Raw genomic sequence first — 21,799 nt, forward strand, 5'->3', positions numbered from 1 at the left:
ATTACACGTTCTATGTAATCCACGCTACTTTTACGAAATAGCGTAAACCACAATAACTATTAGCATCAATACCTAAGTTATGGCTTCCTCCTTAAGATAGGAGGAAGTAATCCGTCTAAAAGTAATGCGAGAACAGGTGAAGTTCTGGCGAGAGCCACAGTTCGGCAATCTGGAGTTATTGCACGCCAGATATATTACTCATGCATTTAGCCGACATACACATGACACTTATGCGATCGCAGTGATTGAGCAGGGGGCAGAAGAATTCGCCTATCGGGGGGAAACTCACGTTACGCCCGCAGGGGATATTGCAATTATTAACCCTGGAGAAGTCCATACAGGACAGGCTGTTGATGAGACAGGTTGGACATACCGCGTGTTGTACCCCGATCCCAGCATTCTTGTACAAGCCGCTTGTGAAGCCTCTGGTCGAAAACAGGAAATTCCTTACTTTCCAACACCTGTAATTCAAGATCAACAAGTCGCTCAACTGCTTTTGAGACTGCACAAAGCTTTGGAAGGTTGGAACTCGAAACTAGAGCAAGATTGCCGCCTTTTGTGGACACTGGCACAACTGATAACAAGACACGCCGACTCGCGCCCTAATCTAAAATCTGTTGGCAATGAATCGCACTCAGTCAAGCGAGTACGAGACTATCTAGAAGCAAACTACACCGAGAATGTAACACTAGAACAATTGTCAGCGATCGCCAATCTCAGCCCCTTTTATCTGCTTCGCACATTTCATAAGCAAGTGGGTTTGCCTCCTCATGGATATCTCAACCAAGTACGTCTTGTTCATGCTAAATGCTTGTTATCGCAAGGATGGCAGATTTCTCAAGTGGCTCAGCAGACGGGATATGCTGATCAAAGTCATTTGACAAGACAGTTTAAGCGGATGGTAGGGGTGACACCGGGACAGTATCAGTATCGAGAACAATAAACTTGCCTGTGACCTTGAGTATTATATGCACAGAAGCCCAGTCGCAATGATTGGGCTTTTAGTTGGAATAGGAGCGCTCTAGGACACCCTATTCGTCAAAGCTTTCCGAGCAATCCGAGTGATATAAACAGTCACGGCAACAGTAGTAACAAAACCAACTAGGCGAATCACCCACTGCGCGGCTTCAGCTTGAGAGTCCATAGGCTGATTAGTTGTGCCAATCATGGCAATATCACCAGCTAAGGAACCAAGGTAAACATACATAATGGTTCCAGGAATCATGCCAATCGAGCCTAAAAAATACTCTTTCAAGGAAACCTGAGTTACCCCAAAAGCGTATCAAAAAAACTATCTTGAATCCTTCTTTGGCGATCGCTGCATCAATAGCTTTGAATTTGTCATTGCCTTCGAGTTGTTTGCAAACCCAACCCCGGCACACGTATCGTCCTATTAGGAAAGCACTTGTTGCTCCCAACGTTGCTGCAATGAAAACATACCCCGAACCCCAAATTACACCAAAAATCACCCCTCCTCCTAGGGTTATGAGCGCCCCTGGGAGAAAAAGTACAGTAGCCAAATTGTAGATAACAATAAATGCCACTGGCTTCCAGAAGCCAAGCTGATTAGTCCATTCTAAAGCGTTCCTTAAAAGTTCCTGAACACTGAAATACCTTGTCAAAAAGGCTAGGATAGCGACTAATGCGACAACAAGGAAATATCTAAAAACCCGTTTGATTCTTCGACTTCCCCGGTTTGAGTGTGGCTGATTTGTCATAAATGCCGGCTCTATGTAGGGGAGTACAATTAGCGATAGAAACTATTACTGGGTTCAGTCTTGAAGCCAGGAAGATCGTTAAAGTTAAAGCAAAAGCCTTGGGGTGAAAACTCTCCTGTAATAACATCCTGCTTGTAGTTGCCCTGCCATTGCTGACGAGCAATACAGGTAACAGCCTCAACCAAAGTTTGGATGTCTGCTGCTGTATTGTGCAATCCCAAACTAGCTCGAACTGCGCCCGGAACATTATGCTGATTTCCTTGAAGAATTTCTTCTTGACAAAGTAGATCTTGTTTTTTCGTAACTTTAAGAAGATGTCTCAGTAGGGGTTGGGCACAAAAGCAACCATTTCTCACGGCAATACCCCACTCATAGGAGAGAATAGCAGCCGCTAAGGCATGGTGAACTCCTTCTACTGTGAAGCTCACTACTCCCAGTCGATTTTGTATAGTTTCCGGATTGCTCTCACCCAAGATTTTTACCTGGGGCAGTTGTGCCAGTCCTTGGAGAAGTTGGGCTGTGAGATAACGTTCGTGAGTTTCTACAGCTTCCATGCCTACAGATTCGAGTACTTGGATAGTACGAGCCAAAGCAAACAGCCCTAAAATGTTGGGAGTGCCCGCCTCATTTCTGTTCGGAGTATCAGCCCAAATGACCTGGTCGAGATGGACTGAAGAAACAGTGCCTCCCCCTGGTTGGTAGGGCGTAGCGGCATCAAAGATGTTGCGGTGTCCAACGACAGCTCCCACTCCTAAAGGGCAGTTCATTTTGTGACCGCTAAATACCAGGAAGTCAATATGGCTAGGGTCATCATGGGGTCTCATCTGTACTTGGCGGTGGGGAACTAACTGGGCACCGTCTACAACGACCAACGCTCCATACTTATGTGCAATTACGGCAATCTCGTGAATGGGCAGAATTGTTCCCGTGACATTGGAAGCTCCTGTCACGCTCACCACGCGAACTCTACCGTTTGAAGCTTTCAAATGACGCTCTAGCTCATCCAAGGAAAGCTGTCCTTTTTCGTTCACAGGCAAATGTTCTACTTTAGCTTGCCTGCGCCAGGGCAAGTCGTTGCTATGGTGTTCTAGTAGAGTAGTCAGAACGGTTTGTCCGGGAGCAAAGTGAATGATATTTGCTAATAGGTTTATCCCTTCTGTGGTACTGCGTACTGGGATGACAACGTCTCGCTCGCAATCCCAACCAACAAATTCGCCAACCACATGTCGCGCTTCCTGGTAGCGCTGTGTACAAAAACTGGAATCAAAGCCCTTACCGCGATGAATGTTGGAGTAATACGGTTGAATCTCTTGGAGAAAATTGCTGACACATTGAAAAGGTTTTGTGCTGGCAGCATTGTCTAAAAAAATTTGAGGAACATAGCGACTGTCTAGCAGAGGAACTTGATTGCGGATTCCTATAACCTCAGGATATGCCAAATTTACATGTTTGAGTTGGACAGCCGTCGTACTCGGTTTTACGTTCATTGAATATTTCCTGATCGCTCTTTTACTTAGCTGTTGTTTTAGATTGATTATTGATTGCTTTTCAAAAATAAATATTTTTGAATAAATAAATATTTTTCTCTTTAGAAAAGCAATGAAACTAGCTTGTATCTATAATTTATTGTTGGTTTATAAAAAAATGTCTTTTTTTATGGATAGCTTGTTCAAACATTTAAAAATATAGAAGATAGTTCAAGTAGAGTTGAAGTAAAATCCCAGCGCTGAAAAAAAGTATTTCTAAAATCACCTATAGCAATAGCCAAGGTAGTTAAGACATAGACTAGAGGTAGTCTCCTGTTTTGAGACTCCAATTCTACCTATGGCAAAATCCTACAGTTACGACCTGCGCTCTTCCTCGGCTCTCTTCGTTGACGGTTAGTTCCCATTGGTAATAAAACTACAAAATCCTCGGAAAAATAATAAAAGATTTGATGAAGTTACTGAAACATAGGTTATAGCAGTTCTCAAATAAATGAAGTATACCTAACAGTAGTGAGTAACCAATGAACAAGGTCTTGAGAGGATACTTATTGGTATGCCTTTTGAATCGCTTCATCCAAGGCTCGATAAGTTCTGGTTCTACCGTTCGCAATATCCTTTTTTCTTTCGACCAGCAATTTTTAATTGGTAAAACATTTAGTGATTAGGGAGACAGATAGATTACCTGTATTTCTGCTTGTTGTACCTTGTTGCTTTGAGAAGCACTATATATAATGAAAAATATTAAGTTAAATTAAAGCCAAATAGATTAAATACTTTTCTGGAAAATCATTATGTTAGCTGTATCTTATACTGATGCATTATTGAACCCCTAGTAATCTATAGCGTTTCCTTAACTGATGAGGTACAACCAATCCTTGCCTAGTAATAGTTTCAGCTCTAAAAATGTACCTCACTTGACGGAGAAACGCTATATATTGCATCTTCAAAAGAATTTAATTTCTTCTCAATCAGCTAAAGCTAGAACAAACCTTCGCTTCAAAACTTAAAACTTCTTATGTGTCGATTACTTGGCTACCTGGGTTCAGCTATTCAATTCGAGCAGCTGTTATATAAACCTGAACATTCGCTAATTGTGCAGGCTTACCAGCCGCGTGAGATGACGGCTGGAGTACTTAATGTTGATGGATTTGGAATTGGCTGGTACAACAGGTTGAATAGTGTTGACCCCTTTACTTACAAAAGCACACTACCAATTTGGCATGATACTAATCTTCCCCAATTGAGCCGTTATATTGAGTCGGGCTGTATGCTGGGGTATGTCCGCAGTGCTACACCTGGAATGGCATTGAACTTGAGCAACTGTCAGCCATTTCAAGCCGATCGCCTTTTATTTATCCATAACGGCTACATCAACAACTTCCGTAAAACGCTCTATAAACCCATACGCGATCGCGTTAATGATGAAGTCTACCAATCTGTTCAAGGTTCTACCGATTCCGAACACATTTTCGCCCTCATCCTTAATGAGTTGCTGGCTTTCCCAGACTGCCCATTAGAAAAGGCATTACATACAACATTGATGACTCTGACTGAGTTAGCTAAAGAGTATCAAACTAGCTTTTCTGCCAACCTAATTATCAGTGACGGGAAGCGTCTTGTTGCTAGTCGCTATGCCTACAACGCCTTCACTCCCACCCTCTACTGGGTGAAAAATGGTTCCTACTATCCCAATGCAGTAATTGTTGCTTCGGAACCATTGTTTGTCGGCAAGTGGAATAGTTGGAAAAGTTGCCCGAAGAATAGCCTCCTCAGTGTCGGAGAAAATCTCGAAGTTCAAATCGAAGAACTTTTGTAGAAAGGCAATAACTCCTATCAAAATAGGTAACTTAGGACTCACTTTAGTCTTAAATTACCTATTTTTGCTGCTTTCCATATTGTTCGGCTTCCTCTATGAGTTTCGCTAATTCGGATCTGTTCGATTCAGGCGATCGCTCTGGAGAAAACAGTCCTCGTAAACTATAGCTGACCAGTCCCACGTATTCTCTTAGCTTGAGAAAGGTTTCTGCTTTATAGCCTAGGTAAGGTGGTAGTGGACTAGGCTTAGGAATCACTGTAAAACCTTGAGCACGGAAAACAAGTAGCGATCGCCACATGTGGGGCGGGTCAGTAATCAACAGAATTTTCCGAATCCCTTGGGGTTTTAAGATAGCTGCTGTGAAAACAGCATTTTCCTCGGTGGTCAGAGAACAATTTTCACCGTCTAACACTTGTTTAGAAATGCCTTTTTCTTCCAGTAGTTCAATTCCAATGGGGGCATCATTTACACCACTAATAAAAATTCGAGGTGCTCGTTTAGCTTGCAAAAGGTCACCAGCGAGATAAAATCGCTGAAAAAATTGCCATCCTCGTCCAATTACAACAATTGCATCAGTTGGTGTACCAGGATCGGGCGGAAGGGCAGCAATTGATGCTTTATCCACTAAAACAAACATTAGTGGTAAGCTAGCAGTCAAACAAAACAGTAATAAAAGTGACGCTCGCTGATTTAACCAACGCCTCACGCGCTTCTGCCGAAGCACCCAGCGCAGTCCGAAAAATGCCAAAGTTACTATTAGTACTATCAGAGTAGGTTTGAGCCAAGGATAGCGTGCCCTATCAATATACAAAGGGACTTTAGTCAGTGTGCGATCGCACAATGTTGAATTAAACATTGTCAGTCAATAGGTAGGCACTTCTTGTTTGGCTGCTCTAGGTATTTGTGTTAGTCCATTGCCTTCAAGTATTCTTGATAAGTCCTCTTCAATCCGGATAATTTATCACTACTTTTCAGCTTTAAGGCAAGGGAAGGATAAACCTTCAAAAGGGTAAGGTTAACAAGTCTAGGAGATTGAGTTGTCGGGGTTCTTCACTTAAACCGATTTTGATGGTTTGAGGATGTCGGATATAGCGAAAAGTCCCAAACAACCTATCCCACACGCTCAGCACACTACCATAGTTTGAGTTCGTCTCTTTCACAATCTGAGAGTGATGGACACGATGAAAATTGGGTGTAATGATGAAATACGTTAGCACCTTATCAACGTTTAAGGGAACTGCCCAGTTGCTATGTTGAAAGACTTGAATAGCTGCAAATGCTACATCATAAATGAACACACAAACTGGATTGATGCCAAATAGCCAAATCAAAAAAACTCTAGGAAAATTTGAACAAATCACTTCAAGGAAGTGAAATCGATAAGCCGTTGAGATATTCATAGTGCGTTCTGTATGATGCACGCGATGAAACCGCCAGCCCAGAGACGACATATGCATCAATACATGCCAACCATACCGATAGATGTCGAGCAAAAGAAAAGATATAATTCCTACTAACCAATGGGGTTGAATGCCGTGAAATAAGCCTGACCAATGAATTGGCGGAAAAACCCATTTTGAGAGCGCAGCAAAGACGAGATAGGTGATTGCTGCATTTAATAGACCAATGGCAAAATTTGTGGAGATTCGGCTAGTCCAGCTCTGCTTGAAGGTAAAAAATGGAAACAAGTTTTCTAGAACACTGAATAGGACAAGACAGCCCAATATTGTAGGAAAAGCACTGTTCATTTTGAATTTACAAATGCATACGATAAAGACAGTTGTGGATAGAAGCTACCCTGGCTTGGAGAGTGTCTAGTTAGTCAATCACTCACCAATTTTTGCGCGGCATTGAGGGGTCGATCTGTTCATTCCACGCCTTGATTCCACCGTTGACTCGAGTACCTTCAATGCCTACATCCTTTAGTAGCATCAGCGCTCTAGCAGAGCGTTGCCCAGACGTGCAGTAGATAATCAAGCGGCGACTTTGGAGCAAGGATTCAACCTTGTCAATACCTGCTCCTTTTTCGATTTCTGGTAGCGGTACGAGAGTTGCGCCAGGAATGTGAGAAACTTGGTACTCGTCTAGATCGCGAACATCAAGCAATACAAAATTAGAGTCCCTGCGATCGATCAATTGCTTCAGTTGCTTTACTTCAATCTGGGGGAGTTGTGCCTGTCGAATCGCATACCCTACTATCGGCAACTGTGATCCCGCTTCTAAGGGTATACCTGCTTGAATGGCTGGTCTGAGCAAATCTGGGTTGTGACGCACAGTCGCAACAGCAGCAACTGTTCCTAATGCCACGGCTATACCCCCACCAAATAACCAGCGTTGGGTTATGGAGCGTTGCTTGACCTGACGTGGCTTGTCTTCAGAGATACTTTTCATGGAGTACTGGGGGATAGATGAGTCGATTTCTTTACTCCAGGCGTCGATACCGCCTTGGACATTGGTGCCGATAATTTCGGCTTCCTTGAGTAGCGCCAGAGCTTTTGCCGATCGCACACCAGCCTTGCACATAACAACCAAGTGGAGTTCTCGATTGGGATGACGCTGACGCTTGTCATCTAGCAATTGCTTGATTTTGGCAATACCTGCCCCACTCTGGATTTCTGGGTAGGGAACCAAAACCCAGCCAGGAAGTCTGGCAAGTTCATATTCACTCTTGTAGCGGACATCGATCAGCAAAAGGTTGGAGGATTGAGTGTCAAGCAGTTGCTTGAGTTCAATTACGCTTATTTTAGGAACTTGAGACTGTAGAAGCCGATTTCCGACAACTGGTAACTCTGAAATTTTGCTAATGATACTTCCTATAGCAATTGATTTGAACAGTTGCGCTTCGGAGTTCATCATGATGGGGAAATTTCTTGGCTCAATAAATTTAGTCGGGCTATAAACAAATACCCAGACCTAAGTATTCGGTTTTATGCACTTAAACTTAAGCTGTCCTGTCTTACAGGTGTATAACTTTTGGCTGAATACGGTCTGATGTTTATAGCTTATTGTCTGACTTTGAAAACTTAAATCAAATCTGCTTCTTTTTGAGTAATCTTTAAAAGCCTGTGTTTTTTTTAAAGACTGAATAAAGAATTTATAGAGAATAAATATCACAAGTTATTTATCTAATAAAACTCAAGCAATATGCTTTAATTGTAGAATTTTATAATTCCTAAAGCATTCATTGTATTGCCGTATTTCCTAATTAAAATTTCTGTTTTTTAACACAGTAAGCTCTTCATGTCAAGGATTGCAAACTGTTTTAAAAATATATTAAACGGATATAGCAGTCCTATTTAATTCGTAAACAAGAAGAACAAGGGAAACAGGTAGAGGTATGTGCAACTCAATTTAGGATTGCTATACTAATGGGATTAATTTAAACGAGAAATATTTTGAAAAGATAATAAAAGTTTTAATAAACCTAGCTAGTGAATAGTTACACTCTTCTTAATGAGTGGTTATACTTAATATGAAAGTTTTAATGGGATATTCAAAATAAATTTCATCTCCCTAAAAAAACATAAGCTAACTTTAGGATTGGAAGAGATGTTTAAAGATTACTACTCTTGTTCAGTGTCAAGCGATCAACAAATGCTACTGGCAGCAAGGGCATACGAACCGCAGCGATATTATTACATTAAGCAATTAATTGGTAGCTTGGATGAAAACCTGAATGTCTCGGCTTTAATCCAAAGTTGGCATCGAGTTTTAGAGCAGTATCCTGTGTTGAGAAGCCGCTTTCATGAGGACTCTTCAAATCAACTCGTGCAGTCGGCTTCTCATCAGATGAAACTGCCAGTGGAACAGCAAGACTGGTGTCAACTTTCTACCTCAGAACAAGAAAACAGACTACAAGATTATCTTCAACGCGATCGCAAAAGGGGTTTCGACTTCAACGAAGCACTACTGATGCGCTTGGCAGTGTTCCAATTGGCTGAATCTGACTATAAGCTTGTTTGGACTTTCCACCCCATGCTGCTGGACGATCAAGGACTGTTAATTGTCCTGAAGGAAGTTTTCTCAGTTTACGAGGCAATCTGCCAAAATCAGGAGTATCAATTACCAGAATCTTGTCCCTATCAAGACAACGTAACTCAGTTACATCAGTACTTGCCAACCCAAGCCGAAGCATACTGGCGGCAGTTATTACGCGGTTTCACCACACCTACCCCGTTACCAGGGTTCCACAGCCAGTTGTCAGTGGCAACAGATTCAAAAACGTGGACAAAATCCTATGGAGTGCAAGAAGTCCGATTATCCATCGAGGCAACCTCAGCATTACAATCCCTGGCTAAGGAACATGAACTAACTCTCCATACAATAGTTCAGGGAGTTTGGGCTTTACTGCTAAGCCGTTATAGCGGACAAGAAGATGTGGTCTTCGGTACAGTTAGAGACTATCGACCATCGGCGCTTGACGGTATGGAGTCAATAGTTGGACGTTTCACCAACATACTACCGATGCGGGTGCAGGTGGAACATGAGATGTCACTGCTACCTTGGTTGAAAAAATTACAGTCGCAGTGGATTGCTTTAGGAAACTACGAGCAGACTCCGTTGGTACAGATTCAAAAGTGGGGCGAGGTACCCGAGGAAACGTCCCTATTTGAAAGCATTTTAGAGTTTGAAAATTACCCGCTCAATTGTGTCTTACAGGATGCTTGCTGGGAGAACCGAGAGTTTGAGCTGATTAAACAGATAAATTCCCCCCTTACCGTCTCTGGTTTTGCATACCCAGAGTTGTTACTGAAAATTGATTACGACGCTCAGCACTTTGAGCAAGCAACGATTGTTTCGATTCTAGAGCAATTCCAGCATTTGCTGGAGCAGGTTGTGGAACACCCAGAGGAAAGAATCGCCAATATCTCTCTAGTAACTCCTAAAGCTAAATTACTCTTGCCAAATCCAGCCCAGATACTTTGTCCTGTTCAAGCTCAGCCACAGTACGAACTGGTAACAACCCTTTTTACTGATTGGGTAAATCGTACACCGGAACATCTAGCACTTTGCCAAGGCGATCGCAGCTTGACTTACGCACAGTTGGCTCAAAGCGCCCGTGATCTGGCACAGATTTTGCTCACTGATGGGGTTGACCGGGGAGACACAGTGGCGGTTTTTGGTTCCCGCAGCTTTGGGCTAATTGCCAGTATGCTCGGTGTCTTCTTAAGTGGGGGAGTTTTACTAACTATTGATTGGAACCTACCCTTGCAACGGCAGCAGCTTATGCTCCGGGCAGCCAAAGCTAAGAGTCTCTTATACATTGGGGAGTACAGACCAGAAGATGAGTGGCTCAGTGAGTCCCTCACAATCATCCAGGTAGACTCAGACACAGGCAGAGCCATCAATACGCCAGAGGTAGCAAAAAAACCAGAAGCACTCAGCTTGCCAGAACTGTCTTTTGATGACGCCGCCTATATTTTCTTTACTTCGGGCACCACGGGTGTACCCAAGGGGGTGTTGGGGTGCCATAAAGGATTAAGTCACTTTCTCACCTGGCAACGGCAGACGTTTGCAGTAGGACAGCAAGACCGCAGTGCCCAATTAACAGGTCTCTCTTTTGATGTTGTGCTTAGGGATATTTTCCTGCCTTTGACGAGTGGAGCTACCCTTTTTTTACCAGCTTTAGAAGACTACCTCGAACCGACTCAAATTTTGCCTTGGTTGGAACGCGAACAAATTTCTCTGCTGCATACAGTGCCTTCTTTAGCACAAACTTGGTTACTCAAGGTGTCGCCAGGAATCTCTCTAGGCTCCTTACGATGGGTGTTCTTTGCTGGAGAACCCCTGCAAGAAACACTAATACGCCAATGGCGCGAGGCATTCCCTAATTCCGGCGAAATTGCCAATTTTTATGGTCCGACAGAGACAACTCTAGCGAAGTTCTGCTACCAAGTACCACGCGATTTACTCTCTGGGGTACAGCCAGTGGGTTGGCCACAGCCTGAAACTCAAGGACTTATTTTAGGCAAAAACAACCAATTGTGCGGCATCGGTGAAGCAGGCGAAATTGTGATACGTACACCTTTCCGCAGTCTAGGCTATATCAACGCATCTGAAGAAAATCAGCGGCGGTTTGTACCTAATCCCTTCCGAGATGACCCACAAGATTTGCTCTATCACACTGGCGATCGCGGACGCTACCGTTACGATGGCTCTCTTGAAATCCTCGGTCGTATCGATAACCAAGTCAAGATTCGAGGGGTACGCATTGAGCCAGGGGAAATTGAGACCGTATTAGATCAGCATTCAGGTGTCCGGACAACCGTAGTCATAGCTCGGGAGGACGTACCAGGTGACAAACGCTTGGTGGCTTATGTTGTTCCCAATCAAGCTCAAATCCCTACAATAACGGAACTACGCAGCTTTCTTAAGGAGAGGTTACCAATTTATATGGTGCCCTCAGCGTTTGTGATGCTAGAGGCTCTGCCCTTGACTCCTAATGGTAAAATAGACCGCCGCACTTTACCAATACCGGAGACATCCCGCAAGGAACTCGATGGTAGTTTTGTCGCACCTCGCACCCCCACTGAAGAAATTCTTGCCACGATCTGGGGCGATATCTTAAACGTTGAAGTCGGCATTCACAATAACTTCTTTGAGTTAGGCGGGCATTCATTACTCGCCATCCAACTCATTTCGCGGCTGCGCGATACCTTTTCTGTAGAGTTACCTGTTCAATTTCTATTTGACTCTGCTACTGTAGCGACTTTAGCTGAGCGTATCGATGCGTCTCGCCACCAGAGCCAAGCGGTACCTCCAATACAGCCCATTGACCGAGACGGGACACTCTCCCTATCCTCTGGTCAAGCTAGACTGTGGTTTCTCGACCAACTGGACGGTCAAAGTCCTACCTACAACCTGCCGATCGCGTTGCACCTAAGTGGTTTACTCCAGGTAGAGGTTTTGGAGAAAGCGATCGCAGAAATTATTCGGCGTCACGAAGTCCTGCGTACCACGTTCTTAGCTGTCAATTCATCTCCCGTCCAGACAATTGCTGCGAACTTGACCGTACCCCTATCTATCGTGGACTTGCAAGCGTTTCCTGAAGCAGATCGGTTTGCTGAGGCGCAACGGTTGACGACCGAGGAGGTTCAACAGCCGTTCGATCTGACGCAGGGAGCTTTAGTGCGAGTTACTCTGCTGCGACTGGGAGAGGAGGAGCATGTATTGGTCGTGACGATGCACCACATCGTCAGTGATGGCTGGTCAATGGGAATAGTCATCCGCGAGTTGGCTGCCCTTTACAACGCCTTTTCCAAAGGAGTACCTTCTCCCTTACCGGAACTCCCCATTCAGTATGCTGACTTCGCCCATTGGCAGCGTCAGTGGCTCAAGGGTGAGGTTCTGGAAACTCAAGTCAACTACTGGAAGCAACAATTGGCAGGAGCACCAGCACTGTTGGAATTGCCCACCGATCGCCCTCGTCCCGCCATTCAAAGCTTCCAGGGTCGTGCTGAATTCTTCCAACTTAATGCCGAGCTGACGCAAAGGCTGAAAATTTTAAGTCAACAGTCAGGGGGCACATTGTACATGACCCTCCTAGCTGCCTTCGCGACGTTACTCTCCCGCTACAGCAATCAGGAGAATATTCTCGTCGGTTCCCCCATTGCCAACCGGAACCGAAGTGAAACTGATTCATTGATTGGTTTTTTTGTCAATACTCTGGTGCTAAGTACAGACCTCCAGGGGAACCCGACGTTTTCTGAGTTACTGCGTCGGGTACGACAGGTTGCCTTGGATGCTTATGCTCACCAGGATGTACCCTTTGAGCAACTGGTGGAGGTCTTGAACCCAGAGCGAAATCTAAGCTATCATCCGCTGTTTCAAGTGATGTTTGTTTTGGATAATGCTTTGACGAAGCTAGAAGTACCTGGTCTGAGCCTAACTCACTGGGATGTCGAAACCAAAACGGCAAAGTTCGATCTGAACCTGTTAATGGAGGAGACTGAGCAAGGACTGAAGGGACGATGGGAATACAAAACAGACTTGTTTGATGCGGCTACAATCACCAGGATGACAGGGCATTTTCAGACTTTACTGGAAGCGATCGCCACTAATCCAGAACAGCATATCTTAGAACTCCCCCTGCTAAGTGAAGCGGAACGGCATCAGTTGCTGGTGGAGTGGAACGATACACAAGCAGATTACCCTAAGGACACTTTTCTCCATCAGTTATTTGAAGCCCAAGTCGAACAAACCCCCGATGCGGTGGCGGTCAAGTATAAAGACCAGCCGTGGACCTACCGGGAGTTGAACGCCAGAGCAAACCAAATCGCGCATCACTTACAAGCCTTAGGAGTAGGACCAGAGGTGCTGGTCGGCATTTTTGTAGAACGCTCCTTAGAGATGATAGCGGGACTATTGGGCATCCTTAAGGCGGGTGGAGCTTACGTACCCTTAGACCCAAACTATCCCAAAGAGCGCTTAGCCGACCTATTGTCGGATTCACAAGCGCCAGTGCTATTGACTCAGGAGAAATTGGTAACCAAGCTTCCCGAATATGAGGCGCATGTGGTCTGCTTGGATAAAGACTGGGAAGTCATCTCTCAACAAAGTCAAGAAAATCCGGTCAGTGATGTTCGTCCCAACAACTTGGCTTACATCATCTATACATCTGGGTCTACTGGTAAGCCGAAGGGCGTTGCGATCGAGCATTGTGGTGCCGTCAACACCATTATCGACATCAACGAGCGCTTTCAGGTCGGTACCAAGGATCGGCTTTTGGCAGTATGCTCTCTCAACTTCGATCTATCGGTTTACGATGTGTTTGGACTTTTGGCAGTTGGAGGGACAATTATTGTCCCCGAAGCCTCACTTGGACCGAATCCTGCCCATTGGCTGGAACTGATGGTGAAAGAGCAAGTCACGTTCTGGAATTCGGCACCACCTGTGATGCAGCTGTTCGTGAGCTATGTTGCTAACCAATCTAATGTTTCACTGCCTTCTCTGCGTTTAGTACTCCTCTCCGGCGACTGGATTCCGGTAACCTTGCCCAATCAACTCAAAGCTCTCTCTGAAAAAGTCCAGGTCATCAGTCTAGGCGGTGCTACTGAAGCTTCCATCTGGTCTATCTACTACCCGATTGAAACGGTTGATGCTACCTGGAAAAGCATTCCCTACGGCAAGCCTTTAGCGAACCAACAATTTTACATCCTGGATTCCCAATTACAGCCTGTTCCCATCGGGGTAACTGGAGAGTTACATATTGGCGGTGATGGTCTTGCTCGGTGCTACTTCAATCGTCCGGAGTTGACCCAAGAACGATTCATTCCCAATCCATTGAGCGATACGTCGGGCACTCGCCTCTACAAAACAGGAGACTTGGGGCGCTACTTACCGGATGGCAACATTGAGTTTCTCGGTCGCCTTGACCATCAGGTGAAGATTCGTGGCTTCCGTATTGAACTTGGAGAAATTGAAACTGTCCTGACTCAACATCCACAGGTTCGAGAAACTCTAATCGTTGCCAGAGAAGACCGTCCCGGTAACAAGTACCTAGTGGCTTATGTAATTCCTCAAAAAGGTCAAGCACCTACCATTAATGAACTGCGAAGCTTCCTCAAACAGACTCTGCCCGACTACATGGTGCCTTCTGCCTTTGTAATGCTAGACCTTCTGCCCCTAACCCCTAATGGGAAGATTGATCGCAAGGCTCTGCCCATACCAGACCAAACTAGTCAAGAGTTGGAAAAAACCTTTGTCGCTCCCCGCAATGAGTTAGAACGCCAGCTTACAAAAGTATGGGAAAAAGTTCTGGGTATCCAGCCTATAGGTGTGAGGGACAATTTCTTTGAATTAGGAGGGCACTCTCTACTAGCGGCAACCTTATGGAATGAAATCGAGAAGGTCGCTGGCAAAAGTCTCCCGATTGCTACTCTGTTCCAATCACCTACGATCGAGCAATTGGCTAATATGTTCCGTGAGGGAGGAGGGGCACCCTCTTGTTCCTCTCTGATGGTGATTCAGCCAGGGGGTTCTAAACCACCTCTATTCTGCATCCACGTACTTGGCAGGGGTCTAGAATTTTACCGTCCTATGGCACGTTATATGGACCCAGAGCAACCGATGTATGGATTAACGACTGAGATTGCGACTCTGGATAAAAAACAGGTGCCTCCCAATCGGGTTGAAGACCTAGCTGCTTTCTACATCAAGGAAATGCGTATCCTTCAGCCGGAAGGTCCATATCATCTAATCGGCGTATCGTTTGGAGGCGAGGTGGCTTTCGAGTTGGCTCAGCAACTGCTTGCACAAGGTCAGAAGGTAGCTCTGCTGGTGTTGTTAGATACCAGGACAAAGAATGCCGTCAAATACTCGCCAAGTAGCGATCGCCTCTCTGTTTACTTGCGTAACCTTTCACAACGCGGACCTGCTTATATTCTGGAAAAGCTGCACGAGAAGATGAAGGGATCGCAGGGAAACCTTGAGAGATACTGCCAGGAGCTACAGTGCAAGTTCTATCAGAGTATCAGACATCCTTTGCCTCCGCCTCTTTTAGAATTCACCTATCGAAAGCTAAATACTCAGGCATCACAAGCTTACGTCCCGCAAGTTTATCCCGGTCGAGTCACCCTGTTTCGGGCTAGCAAACATGAATTTGAAGACCGTATTAACTATTCCCTTGACCCTGAATTCGGTTGGGGCGATTTGGTGACTGGCGGGTTAGAAATCCATCAGGTTTCTGGCGATCACCTTAGCATGTTAAAAGAGCCCCACGTCCAGGGCTTGGCTGAAAAATTGAGGGATTGCCTCAGTAAGGCCTTGGCAATGTCAACCTGCTCCTCCGAAACCCGTGTGTAAGAGCGAAGGATGATGAAGGTCTTCCTGAAATGAGCGAGGCGGTCATCTATAGCGAAGTATAAGGTGTGGGATGAGCGCCAGCATTCTAGAATAGAGGATTAGTCTTTGAAAGCGCCCATCAGCCCATGCCTCCTGAACGGCTCAGGAGTCACAACTGCGTGAACTCTTTTCAATTGCTTGCTAACTCTGGATTGTCGGCGTCTACCTTATCTTAAATCGATTATGACTGATTCGATTCGCTTCCTCATGTGTGCTCCTGACCACTACGACGTGGATTATGTGATTAATCCCTGGATGGAGGGGAATATTCACAAGTCCTCACGCGATCGCGCCGTTGAACAGTGGCAAAAGCTTCATTACATCCTCAAAGACCGCACACTCGTTGATTTAGTTGAACCTCAACCCGGTTGGCCGGATATGGTATTTACGGCCAATGCTGGGTTGGTCTTAGGTAAAACTGTCGTACTGAGCCGCTTCTTCCACAAAGAACGCCAGGGTGAAGAGCCTTACTTCAAGCAGTGGTTTGAGTCACAAGGCTACACCGTGCATGAGCTGCCCAAAGACCTACCCTTTGAAGGTGCAGGTGATGCTCTGCTCGATCGCGAAGGACGCTGGCTGTGGGCAGGCTATGGCTTCCGCTCAGAACTCGACTCCCATCCTTACCTAGCAAAATGGCTGGACATTGAAGTGGTATCGCTACGCCTGATGGATGAGCGGTTCTATCACCTGGATACCTGCTTCTGTCCCCTTGCAGGTGGCTATTTACTTTACTATCCACCCGCTTTTGATGCCTACTCCAACCGCTTAATTGAGATGCGGGTGCCACCAGAGAAGCGGATTGCGATTGAAGAAGCGGATGCGGCAAACTTTGCCTGCAATGCGGTCAATATTGACCAAGTTGTGGTGATGAATAAAGCCAGCGATAGCCTCAAAAAACGTATGGCGGCAGTTGGCTTTGAAGTGGTTGAGACACCACTAACGGAATTCTTGAAGGCGGGTGGTGCGGCTAAGTGCCTGACACTACGAGTCACTGAGCCAGTACGCACCGAAGTCCATGCCAATGTATCAGTAGAAAGTCGCATCGTGCGGATGGATGGACATCTACTCGACTCTGGGATCATTAGCCGTGCTCTAGACACAATTGTCGAAGGTGGGGGTAGCTTCCAGATTCTCAATTTCAACCTGGGAGAACAGCGGCAAAGTACCTCAAGCGCTGAGGTAAAGGTGTCAGCCCCTTCCCACGAGGTCATGGAAGAGATGATGACCCAGCTCATCGATCTGGGTGCTGTCGCTCCTCCGCAAGAAGTCTGTGATATCAATCTGGAGCCTGTAGAGCAAAACGGTGTGGCTCCGGATGACTTTTATGTCACGACGATCTACCCAACTGAGGTACGAATTCAGGGCGAGTGGGTGAAAGTGCTTCAGCAGCGTATGGATGGTGCGATCGCAGTTATCTTTACTCCCGAAGGCTCGATTGCTCGCTGCAAGCTGCTGCGGGATTTGGAAGTTGGGGAACAGGTTGTTGTTGGTGTTGATGGTATCCGCACGGTGCGGAAGACTGAATCGAGAGAGCAACGCAATACCCAAGAATTTAGCTTCATGGGTGCTGGTGTCTCTAGTGAGCGTCGGGTGGAATTGGTTGTCGAGCAAATTGCTTGGGAACTGCGCCAGCTTCGTGACCGAGGCGGTAAAGTTGTCGTAACAGCAGGCCCTGTGGTGATTCACACAGGCGGGAGTCAGCATTTAGCGCGTCTGATTCGGGAAGGCTATGTGCAGGCGCTTCTGGGAGGAAATGCGATCGCGGTTCACGACATTGAGCAATCCTTAATGGGAACCTCTCTTGGTGTGGATATGAAACGCGGTGTCCCGGTTCGGGGTGGACATCGACACCACTTAAAGGTAATTAACCTGATTCGTCGCTATGGCAATATTGCTGCTGCCGTAGAGCAGGGTGTCCTTACCAAGGGTGTCATGTATGAGTGCGTCCATAACAACGTGCCATTTTCTCTCGCTGGTTCAATCCGCGATGATGGTCCCCTGCCAGATACTCAGATGGATTTGATCAAAGCGCAAACTGAGTATGCCAATCTGCTGGAAGGGACAGACATGATTTTGATGTTGTCCTCAATGCTCCATTCCATTGGGGTTGGGAATATGACCCCAGCAGGGGTGAAGATGGTTTGTGTGGATATCAACCCAGCCGTAGTGACAAAATTGAGCGATCGCGGTTCAGTCGAATCCACTGGCGTTGTTACGGATGTTGGTTTGTTCCTCAGCCTCTTAGTGCAACAGTTGGATAAGTTGACTAGTCCTTACCTCAAGGCTGTCTAGTCTCAATAAACTCACAAAGAACAAATTGTTTTTAGGCAAAGGGGAAAGGTAAAAATTAAGAACCTTCCCCTTTCTTTTTAACCTTTTCCCCATCGGTTCCTCTAGTCCAACAGGCGATCGCTTACGCACTTTGGGCTAACTTGCTGCTACCAAGTTCTTCACACTGACTAGCCGTTTCCTCCTGGCTAGATACCAAAACCCAGCCAGCTTGTCTTAATTTCTGATAGGTTGCCCAACCCTTAGAACCTCTTGGTATTTGATAGTCTGGGGCAGCATACTGAGGAAATGCTGTGTAGGGACGCCAAGCTTCATGAGGGGAAGTCCGCAAATGCAAAATTTTTTGTTCATTGCCTCCAAAACTTGCTAACCAGCACATTTGTCGTGGCATGGGAAACTCCTTTATTCAGTTCAGGTTTATTGGTTCCGGTTGCTTAACAAAGGGTTGGAAACCGAGATTTTGTATCTTTTAGTACTTCTAACCCTTCAATAGTCACGCTTGATTTTTTCTGTACTTCAAGGCTTTATCTATTAGTTCCGGATAGTTTTACCAGTTAATTGGCTGGAAACTCTGAAAGTAGCTTTCTTTTATATTGGCAAAGTCTTGCGAGCAATTACAGTACCCTTAAGAGGGATTCTTGTCTTGTTCTCCTTGAATCTGGCAAACAATCTATTATTAAAATCAATTAATTTTCGTATTATTAGCTACTATTTAATTCTTAAGAAAATCGTTAAGGAAAGTTACCTGCTGGAAATTACAAAAAGCCTACTAGCCTTATTTAATAAAGTATTTAGCTATCTCAAAGCTCTCATAAAAGCATTGAGTCCGATGATTGGTTTATAAAGTTTAGTGAATTACTATAGCAATCCTATTTGATTTACGAACACCCGACCCTTACAGAAAGGTGATTACGAGAGGTTTTCGTTTGAATCTCATTTAGGATTGCTATATGTTTATACAGGCACAATTGATTGCGCCCGTACACTATGAGAAAGCTCTGTGCAAAGGACAACTTGGTGAAGGTGAAGAGGACTGGCGACTGAGGTCTGGGCGCAACTTAGTAAAAGCCTACTGTGAACTCTGCTGGTTGACTCGCTCAATTTGAGCCGAAAAGTAACTTTCCTGATACTGCAACGACTTAGCTAATTCCAACCCTTGTTGAAACGCACTTAGGGCTTGAGCGTAGTTTTTCTGCTCTAGATGAATCTGACCCATTTGGTCATAAGCATTCATCAAGCCATAGTAGTTATAGGACTGCTGCTCTACTTTGAGGAGAACATCATAAACCTGTAATGCAAAGTCCGGTTGGCTATGAGAACGATAAAGGTTTCCTAGCTTTAGCAGAGCATCACTGGCGTAGGCAAACTGCTGTGAGGAGAAAGCGAGAGTATAGGCTTCCTGGTAGTTTTGACTCGCTTCTTCAGGTTGATTCAGCGCTTCATAGTCAGCCGCGATCGCAATTTTCAGGGCTGGGATTTGGGTAAAGTCTTGTTCATTTAGGTACTTTTCTACCAGTTGTTGCTTCGTTCGCAGAGCATTTTCCGGTTGCTTGGATTTGTCGTAGAGGTTGATTAGCTCTTTGAGGTAAACGAGTTGGTTAACGCGATCGCCTTTTGCCTGCGCCGTCGCCAGCAATTCCTCATAAGCAGCCGCTGCCTTCGGGTAGTCAAACCAAGCCAAGTGCAATTGTGCAATCGTCTTTAGCGTTGTCTCAACTGCCGCCGGATCGTTCCTCTGACGCTCGGTTGCCAGAATTTGCTCGTACACCTTCAGCGCTTGTCCCGGCACTCGTATCTGCTCATAAGCTCTACCCAACGCCCTCAAAAGTGGCTCATCTAAAGTTTTCTTCGTCTCTGCCTCTTTCTGAATCGTTTCCAGGCGTGCCGTAACTAGCTGCACCTCTGGTTTGGAATTTTGACTCCAGGCAATTTCCCCAACTCTACCTAAAGCTTGCACCTCTTCGAGGGACCCGCCTAGCACTCGCCGCAAACGAATTTCCCGGTACCAGATTTTATAGGCTTCTATTGGATTCCCTGCGCTAAGTTGCGCCGCTGCCTGTTCGTTCAGTTGATCCAACGCCTCCCTGAGGTTTGCCTGTTCCAAGGGGGTTAAGACCCGTTCTAGAGGCGGATTGGGCAGCAGAGGGTCAGGAGTGGTAATTTCCAGAGGGTTGGGAGGCTCAGCCTCATTGGGTTTGGCGACAGCAACAGCACTGAAACACAGCAGGAACGTTGCTGTCCAGAATGCTGTCTTGCCCCATTTCAGAAGTTTAGGTTGTAAAAGATTAAATATCACCTTAGTCATAGTACTCACAGTCGAATTGACGCTTAAATTAAACCCAGAGTTTCTGCTCACCTCTGTACGGAAATACTTTAAATTACGACGGTACCCACTCCTCAATCTGCTTTCTAACAACTCCTTATGAATCAGTTGGTAAACCCTAACAACTCCAGGGTACGCACCTCTGGCAGGTTGTTTTCCCTACTATTGGTTTTGGTAACGATACTCCTAAGTTTTCTAACAACGGCTTGTGAACCCTCTGAAGCGATTACGGCAGAACAGCGAACATTTCTTAATCTTTCCCTCGAGTTCTTAGGGGAGTACCAGCTACCCAAGATGAAGTTTAAGGATACACCTGTTGGCGGGTTGTCGGCATTGACCTATGACCGCCAACGAGATCGCTTTTATGCCCTCTCTGATGACCGTTCTCAATTTGCCCCAGCCCGGTTTTACACTCTGAAGCTCACTCTCGATCCCCTCTTAACTGAGAAGATGAGCTTAGAAAAAGTAGAAGTTGAAGACGTTACCTTCCTTACTGATAAGAACGGCGAACCGTTTGCTAAGGGCAGTCTTGACCCTGAAGGTATTGCTATTTCTCCCAAAGGCACCGTCTTCATCTCCAGTGAAGGCGTTCCCAGCCAGGGAATTGCTCCGTTCATCGAAGAATTTGATTTAAAAACAGGACAGCAAAAACAAGGTTTACGAATTCCAGAACGCTATCTCCCCAGTGACCCGACAAAGGAAGACCAACCTCCTCGTGGGATTCGGGAAAATTTAGGATTCGAGTCCCTAACCCTTGAACTAGGAAGCTTAGCCGCTGCTGGTGGTGACCCCTACCGCCTGTTTACGGCAACTGAGTCTGCCCTCTTCCAAGACAGCTTGCCAGCCACTTCGATCGAGCAAACTCGAATTCGTTTGATGCACTATCTAATTGGAGGTGTTGCGCCACCGACACTGGTTACTGAACATGTTTACCTACTTGACCCTCTACCGGATGGTGCTGCAGGCAACGGCTTGACTGATTTAGCCACCGTGGATACTGGCGGTCACTTCCTCAGCCTTGAACGCAGCTATGGTTTGTTGTCGGGTGCAGGGGCAAAAATTTTTCAGCTAGCAGTAGGTGCGGCAACCGATACCTCCGGTATCCCGACACTCAAGGGTGACTTATCCAGAATTAATATTGTCCAGAAAAAGTTGCTGTTGGACTTGAGTAAGTTGGGCATTTACTTGGATAACTTGGAGGGAATGGCTCTTGGTCCTCGTCTGCCTGATGGCACACAGAGTTTAGTTTTAGTGAGTGATGACAACTTTAACGATATCCAGATCACCCAGTTTCTGTTATTCCGACTCAATCGCGTGCGCTAAG

General features: G+C 45.7%; 13 protein-coding genes. 5 read left to right on the plus strand and 8 right to left on the minus strand.

Features of this window, described 5'->3' with window-relative positions; translation table 11 throughout:
* Positions 1–124: 124 nt before the first annotated feature.
* Positions 125–943 (plus strand): AraC family transcriptional regulator, encoded by an 819-nt coding sequence (locus AC5JL3_RS17625; RefSeq protein WP_496075722.1) that lies wholly within the window; start codon positions 125–127, stop codon positions 941–943.
* Between the two features lie 78 nt (positions 944–1,021).
* Here the strand turns inward: AC5JL3_RS17625 and AC5JL3_RS17630 are convergent, their stop codons facing one another.
* Genes AC5JL3_RS17630 through AC5JL3_RS17640 form a run of 3 tightly spaced genes read right to left on the minus strand, consistent with a single transcriptional unit; the run spans position 1,022 to position 3,205 of the window.
* Positions 1,022–1,255 carry a hypothetical protein gene (locus tag AC5JL3_RS17630; RefSeq protein WP_496075742.1) on the minus strand — a complete coding sequence of 78 codons (234 nt, stop codon included), beginning with the start codon at positions 1,253–1,255 and terminating at the stop codon, positions 1,022–1,024.
* Positions 1,176–1,718 (minus strand): TVP38/TMEM64 family protein, encoded by a 543-nt coding sequence (locus AC5JL3_RS17635; protein WP_496075723.1) that lies wholly within the window; start codon positions 1,716–1,718, stop codon positions 1,176–1,178. The genes AC5JL3_RS17630 and AC5JL3_RS17635 overlap by 80 nt, the downstream gene beginning before the upstream one ends.
* 29 nt (positions 1,719–1,747) lie before the next feature.
* A complete protein-coding gene (locus tag AC5JL3_RS17640; RefSeq protein ID WP_496075724.1) occupies positions 1,748–3,205 on the minus strand; it encodes an aminotransferase class V-fold PLP-dependent enzyme in 1,458 nt (485 codons plus the stop codon).
* A gap of 1,015 nt (positions 3,206–4,220) precedes the next feature.
* On the opposite strand from AC5JL3_RS17640, the gene egtC reads away from it, so the two are divergent.
* Positions 4,221–5,021: an ergothioneine biosynthesis protein EgtC gene (gene egtC, locus AC5JL3_RS17645; protein ID WP_496075725.1), complete on the plus strand. Its 801-nt coding sequence runs from the start codon at positions 4,221–4,223 to the stop codon at positions 5,019–5,021.
* A 58-nt stretch (positions 5,022–5,079) separates the two neighbouring features.
* Here the strand turns inward: egtC and AC5JL3_RS17650 are convergent, their stop codons facing one another.
* From AC5JL3_RS17650 to AC5JL3_RS17660, 3 genes are all read right to left on the minus strand, one after another.
* Positions 5,080–5,877 (minus strand): YdcF family protein, encoded by a 798-nt coding sequence (locus tag AC5JL3_RS17650; RefSeq protein WP_496075726.1) that lies wholly within the window; start codon positions 5,875–5,877, stop codon positions 5,080–5,082.
* A 145-nt stretch (positions 5,878–6,022) separates the two neighbouring features.
* A complete protein-coding gene (locus AC5JL3_RS17655) occupies positions 6,023–6,769 on the minus strand; it encodes a sterol desaturase family protein (protein ID WP_496075727.1) in 747 nt (248 codons plus the stop codon).
* 82 nt (positions 6,770–6,851) lie between these two features.
* On the minus strand, positions 6,852–7,877 hold the full coding sequence (locus AC5JL3_RS17660; RefSeq protein ID WP_496075728.1) for a rhodanese-like domain-containing protein: 1,026 nt from the start codon (positions 7,875–7,877) through the stop codon (positions 6,852–6,854).
* 693 nt (positions 7,878–8,570) lie between these two features.
* On the opposite strand from AC5JL3_RS17660, the gene AC5JL3_RS17665 reads away from it, so the two are divergent.
* Positions 8,571–15,824, plus strand: a complete 7,254-nt coding sequence (locus AC5JL3_RS17665) for an amino acid adenylation domain-containing protein (protein ID WP_496075729.1) — start codon at positions 8,571–8,573, stop codon at positions 15,822–15,824.
* 222 nt (positions 15,825–16,046) lie between these two features.
* Positions 16,047–18,155 (plus strand): bifunctional arginine dihydrolase/ornithine cyclodeaminase, encoded by a 2,109-nt coding sequence (gene argZ / locus AC5JL3_RS17670; protein ID WP_496075730.1) that lies wholly within the window; start codon positions 16,047–16,049, stop codon positions 18,153–18,155.
* Positions 18,156–18,276: 121 nt separating this feature from the next.
* Here argZ and AC5JL3_RS17675 read toward each other — a convergent pair whose 3' ends face one another.
* Together AC5JL3_RS17675 and AC5JL3_RS17680 are read right to left on the minus strand one after the other, a co-directional pair.
* Positions 18,277–18,543: a hypothetical protein gene (locus AC5JL3_RS17675; RefSeq protein WP_496075731.1), complete on the minus strand. Its 267-nt coding sequence runs from the start codon at positions 18,541–18,543 to the stop codon at positions 18,277–18,279.
* A gap of 678 nt (positions 18,544–19,221) precedes the next feature.
* The gene (locus tag AC5JL3_RS17680; protein WP_496075732.1) at positions 19,222–20,457 is read right to left on the minus strand and encodes a tetratricopeptide repeat protein; all 1,236 of its coding nucleotides are present in this window, start codon (positions 20,455–20,457) and stop codon (positions 19,222–19,224) included.
* Positions 20,458–20,574: 117 nt separating this feature from the next.
* Here AC5JL3_RS17680 and AC5JL3_RS17685 point away from each other — a divergent pair, with 117 nt between their 5' ends.
* Complete coding sequence (locus AC5JL3_RS17685) at positions 20,575–21,798, plus strand: esterase-like activity of phytase family protein (protein WP_496075733.1); 1,224 nt, start codon at positions 20,575–20,577, stop codon at positions 21,796–21,798.
* Position 21,799 lies beyond the last annotated feature (1 nt).

This window comes from Symplocastrum torsivum, from assembly GCF_059505465.1.

Coding starts and splice junctions, on each gene's coding strand:
- argZ (WP_496075730.1), top strand. CDS start 16,047: ATGACTGATTCGATTCGCTTCCTCATGTGTGCTCCTGACCACTACGAC.
- AC5JL3_RS17635 (WP_496075723.1), bottom strand. CDS start 1,718: ATGACAAATCAGCCACACTCAAACCGGGGAAGTCGAAGAATCAAACGG.
- AC5JL3_RS17665 (WP_496075729.1), top strand. CDS start 8,571: ATGTTTAAAGATTACTACTCTTGTTCAGTGTCAAGCGATCAACAAATG.
- AC5JL3_RS17680 (WP_496075732.1), bottom strand. CDS start 20,457: ATGACTAAGGTGATATTTAATCTTTTACAACCTAAACTTCTGAAATGG.
- egtC (WP_496075725.1), top strand. CDS start 4,221: ATGTGTCGATTACTTGGCTACCTGGGTTCAGCTATTCAATTCGAGCAG.
- AC5JL3_RS17655 (WP_496075727.1), bottom strand. CDS start 6,769: ATGAACAGTGCTTTTCCTACAATATTGGGCTGTCTTGTCCTATTCAGT.
- AC5JL3_RS17650 (WP_496075726.1), bottom strand. CDS start 5,877: ATGTTTAATTCAACATTGTGCGATCGCACACTGACTAAAGTCCCTTTG.
- AC5JL3_RS17660 (WP_496075728.1), bottom strand. CDS start 7,877: ATGATGAACTCCGAAGCGCAACTGTTCAAATCAATTGCTATAGGAAGT.
- AC5JL3_RS17625 (WP_496075722.1), top strand. CDS start 125: ATGCGAGAACAGGTGAAGTTCTGGCGAGAGCCACAGTTCGGCAATCTG.
- AC5JL3_RS17685 (WP_496075733.1), top strand. CDS start 20,575: ATGAATCAGTTGGTAAACCCTAACAACTCCAGGGTACGCACCTCTGGC.
- AC5JL3_RS17640 (WP_496075724.1), bottom strand. CDS start 3,205: ATGAACGTAAAACCGAGTACGACGGCTGTCCAACTCAAACATGTAAAT.
- AC5JL3_RS17675 (WP_496075731.1), bottom strand. CDS start 18,543: ATGCCACGACAAATGTGCTGGTTAGCAAGTTTTGGAGGCAATGAACAA.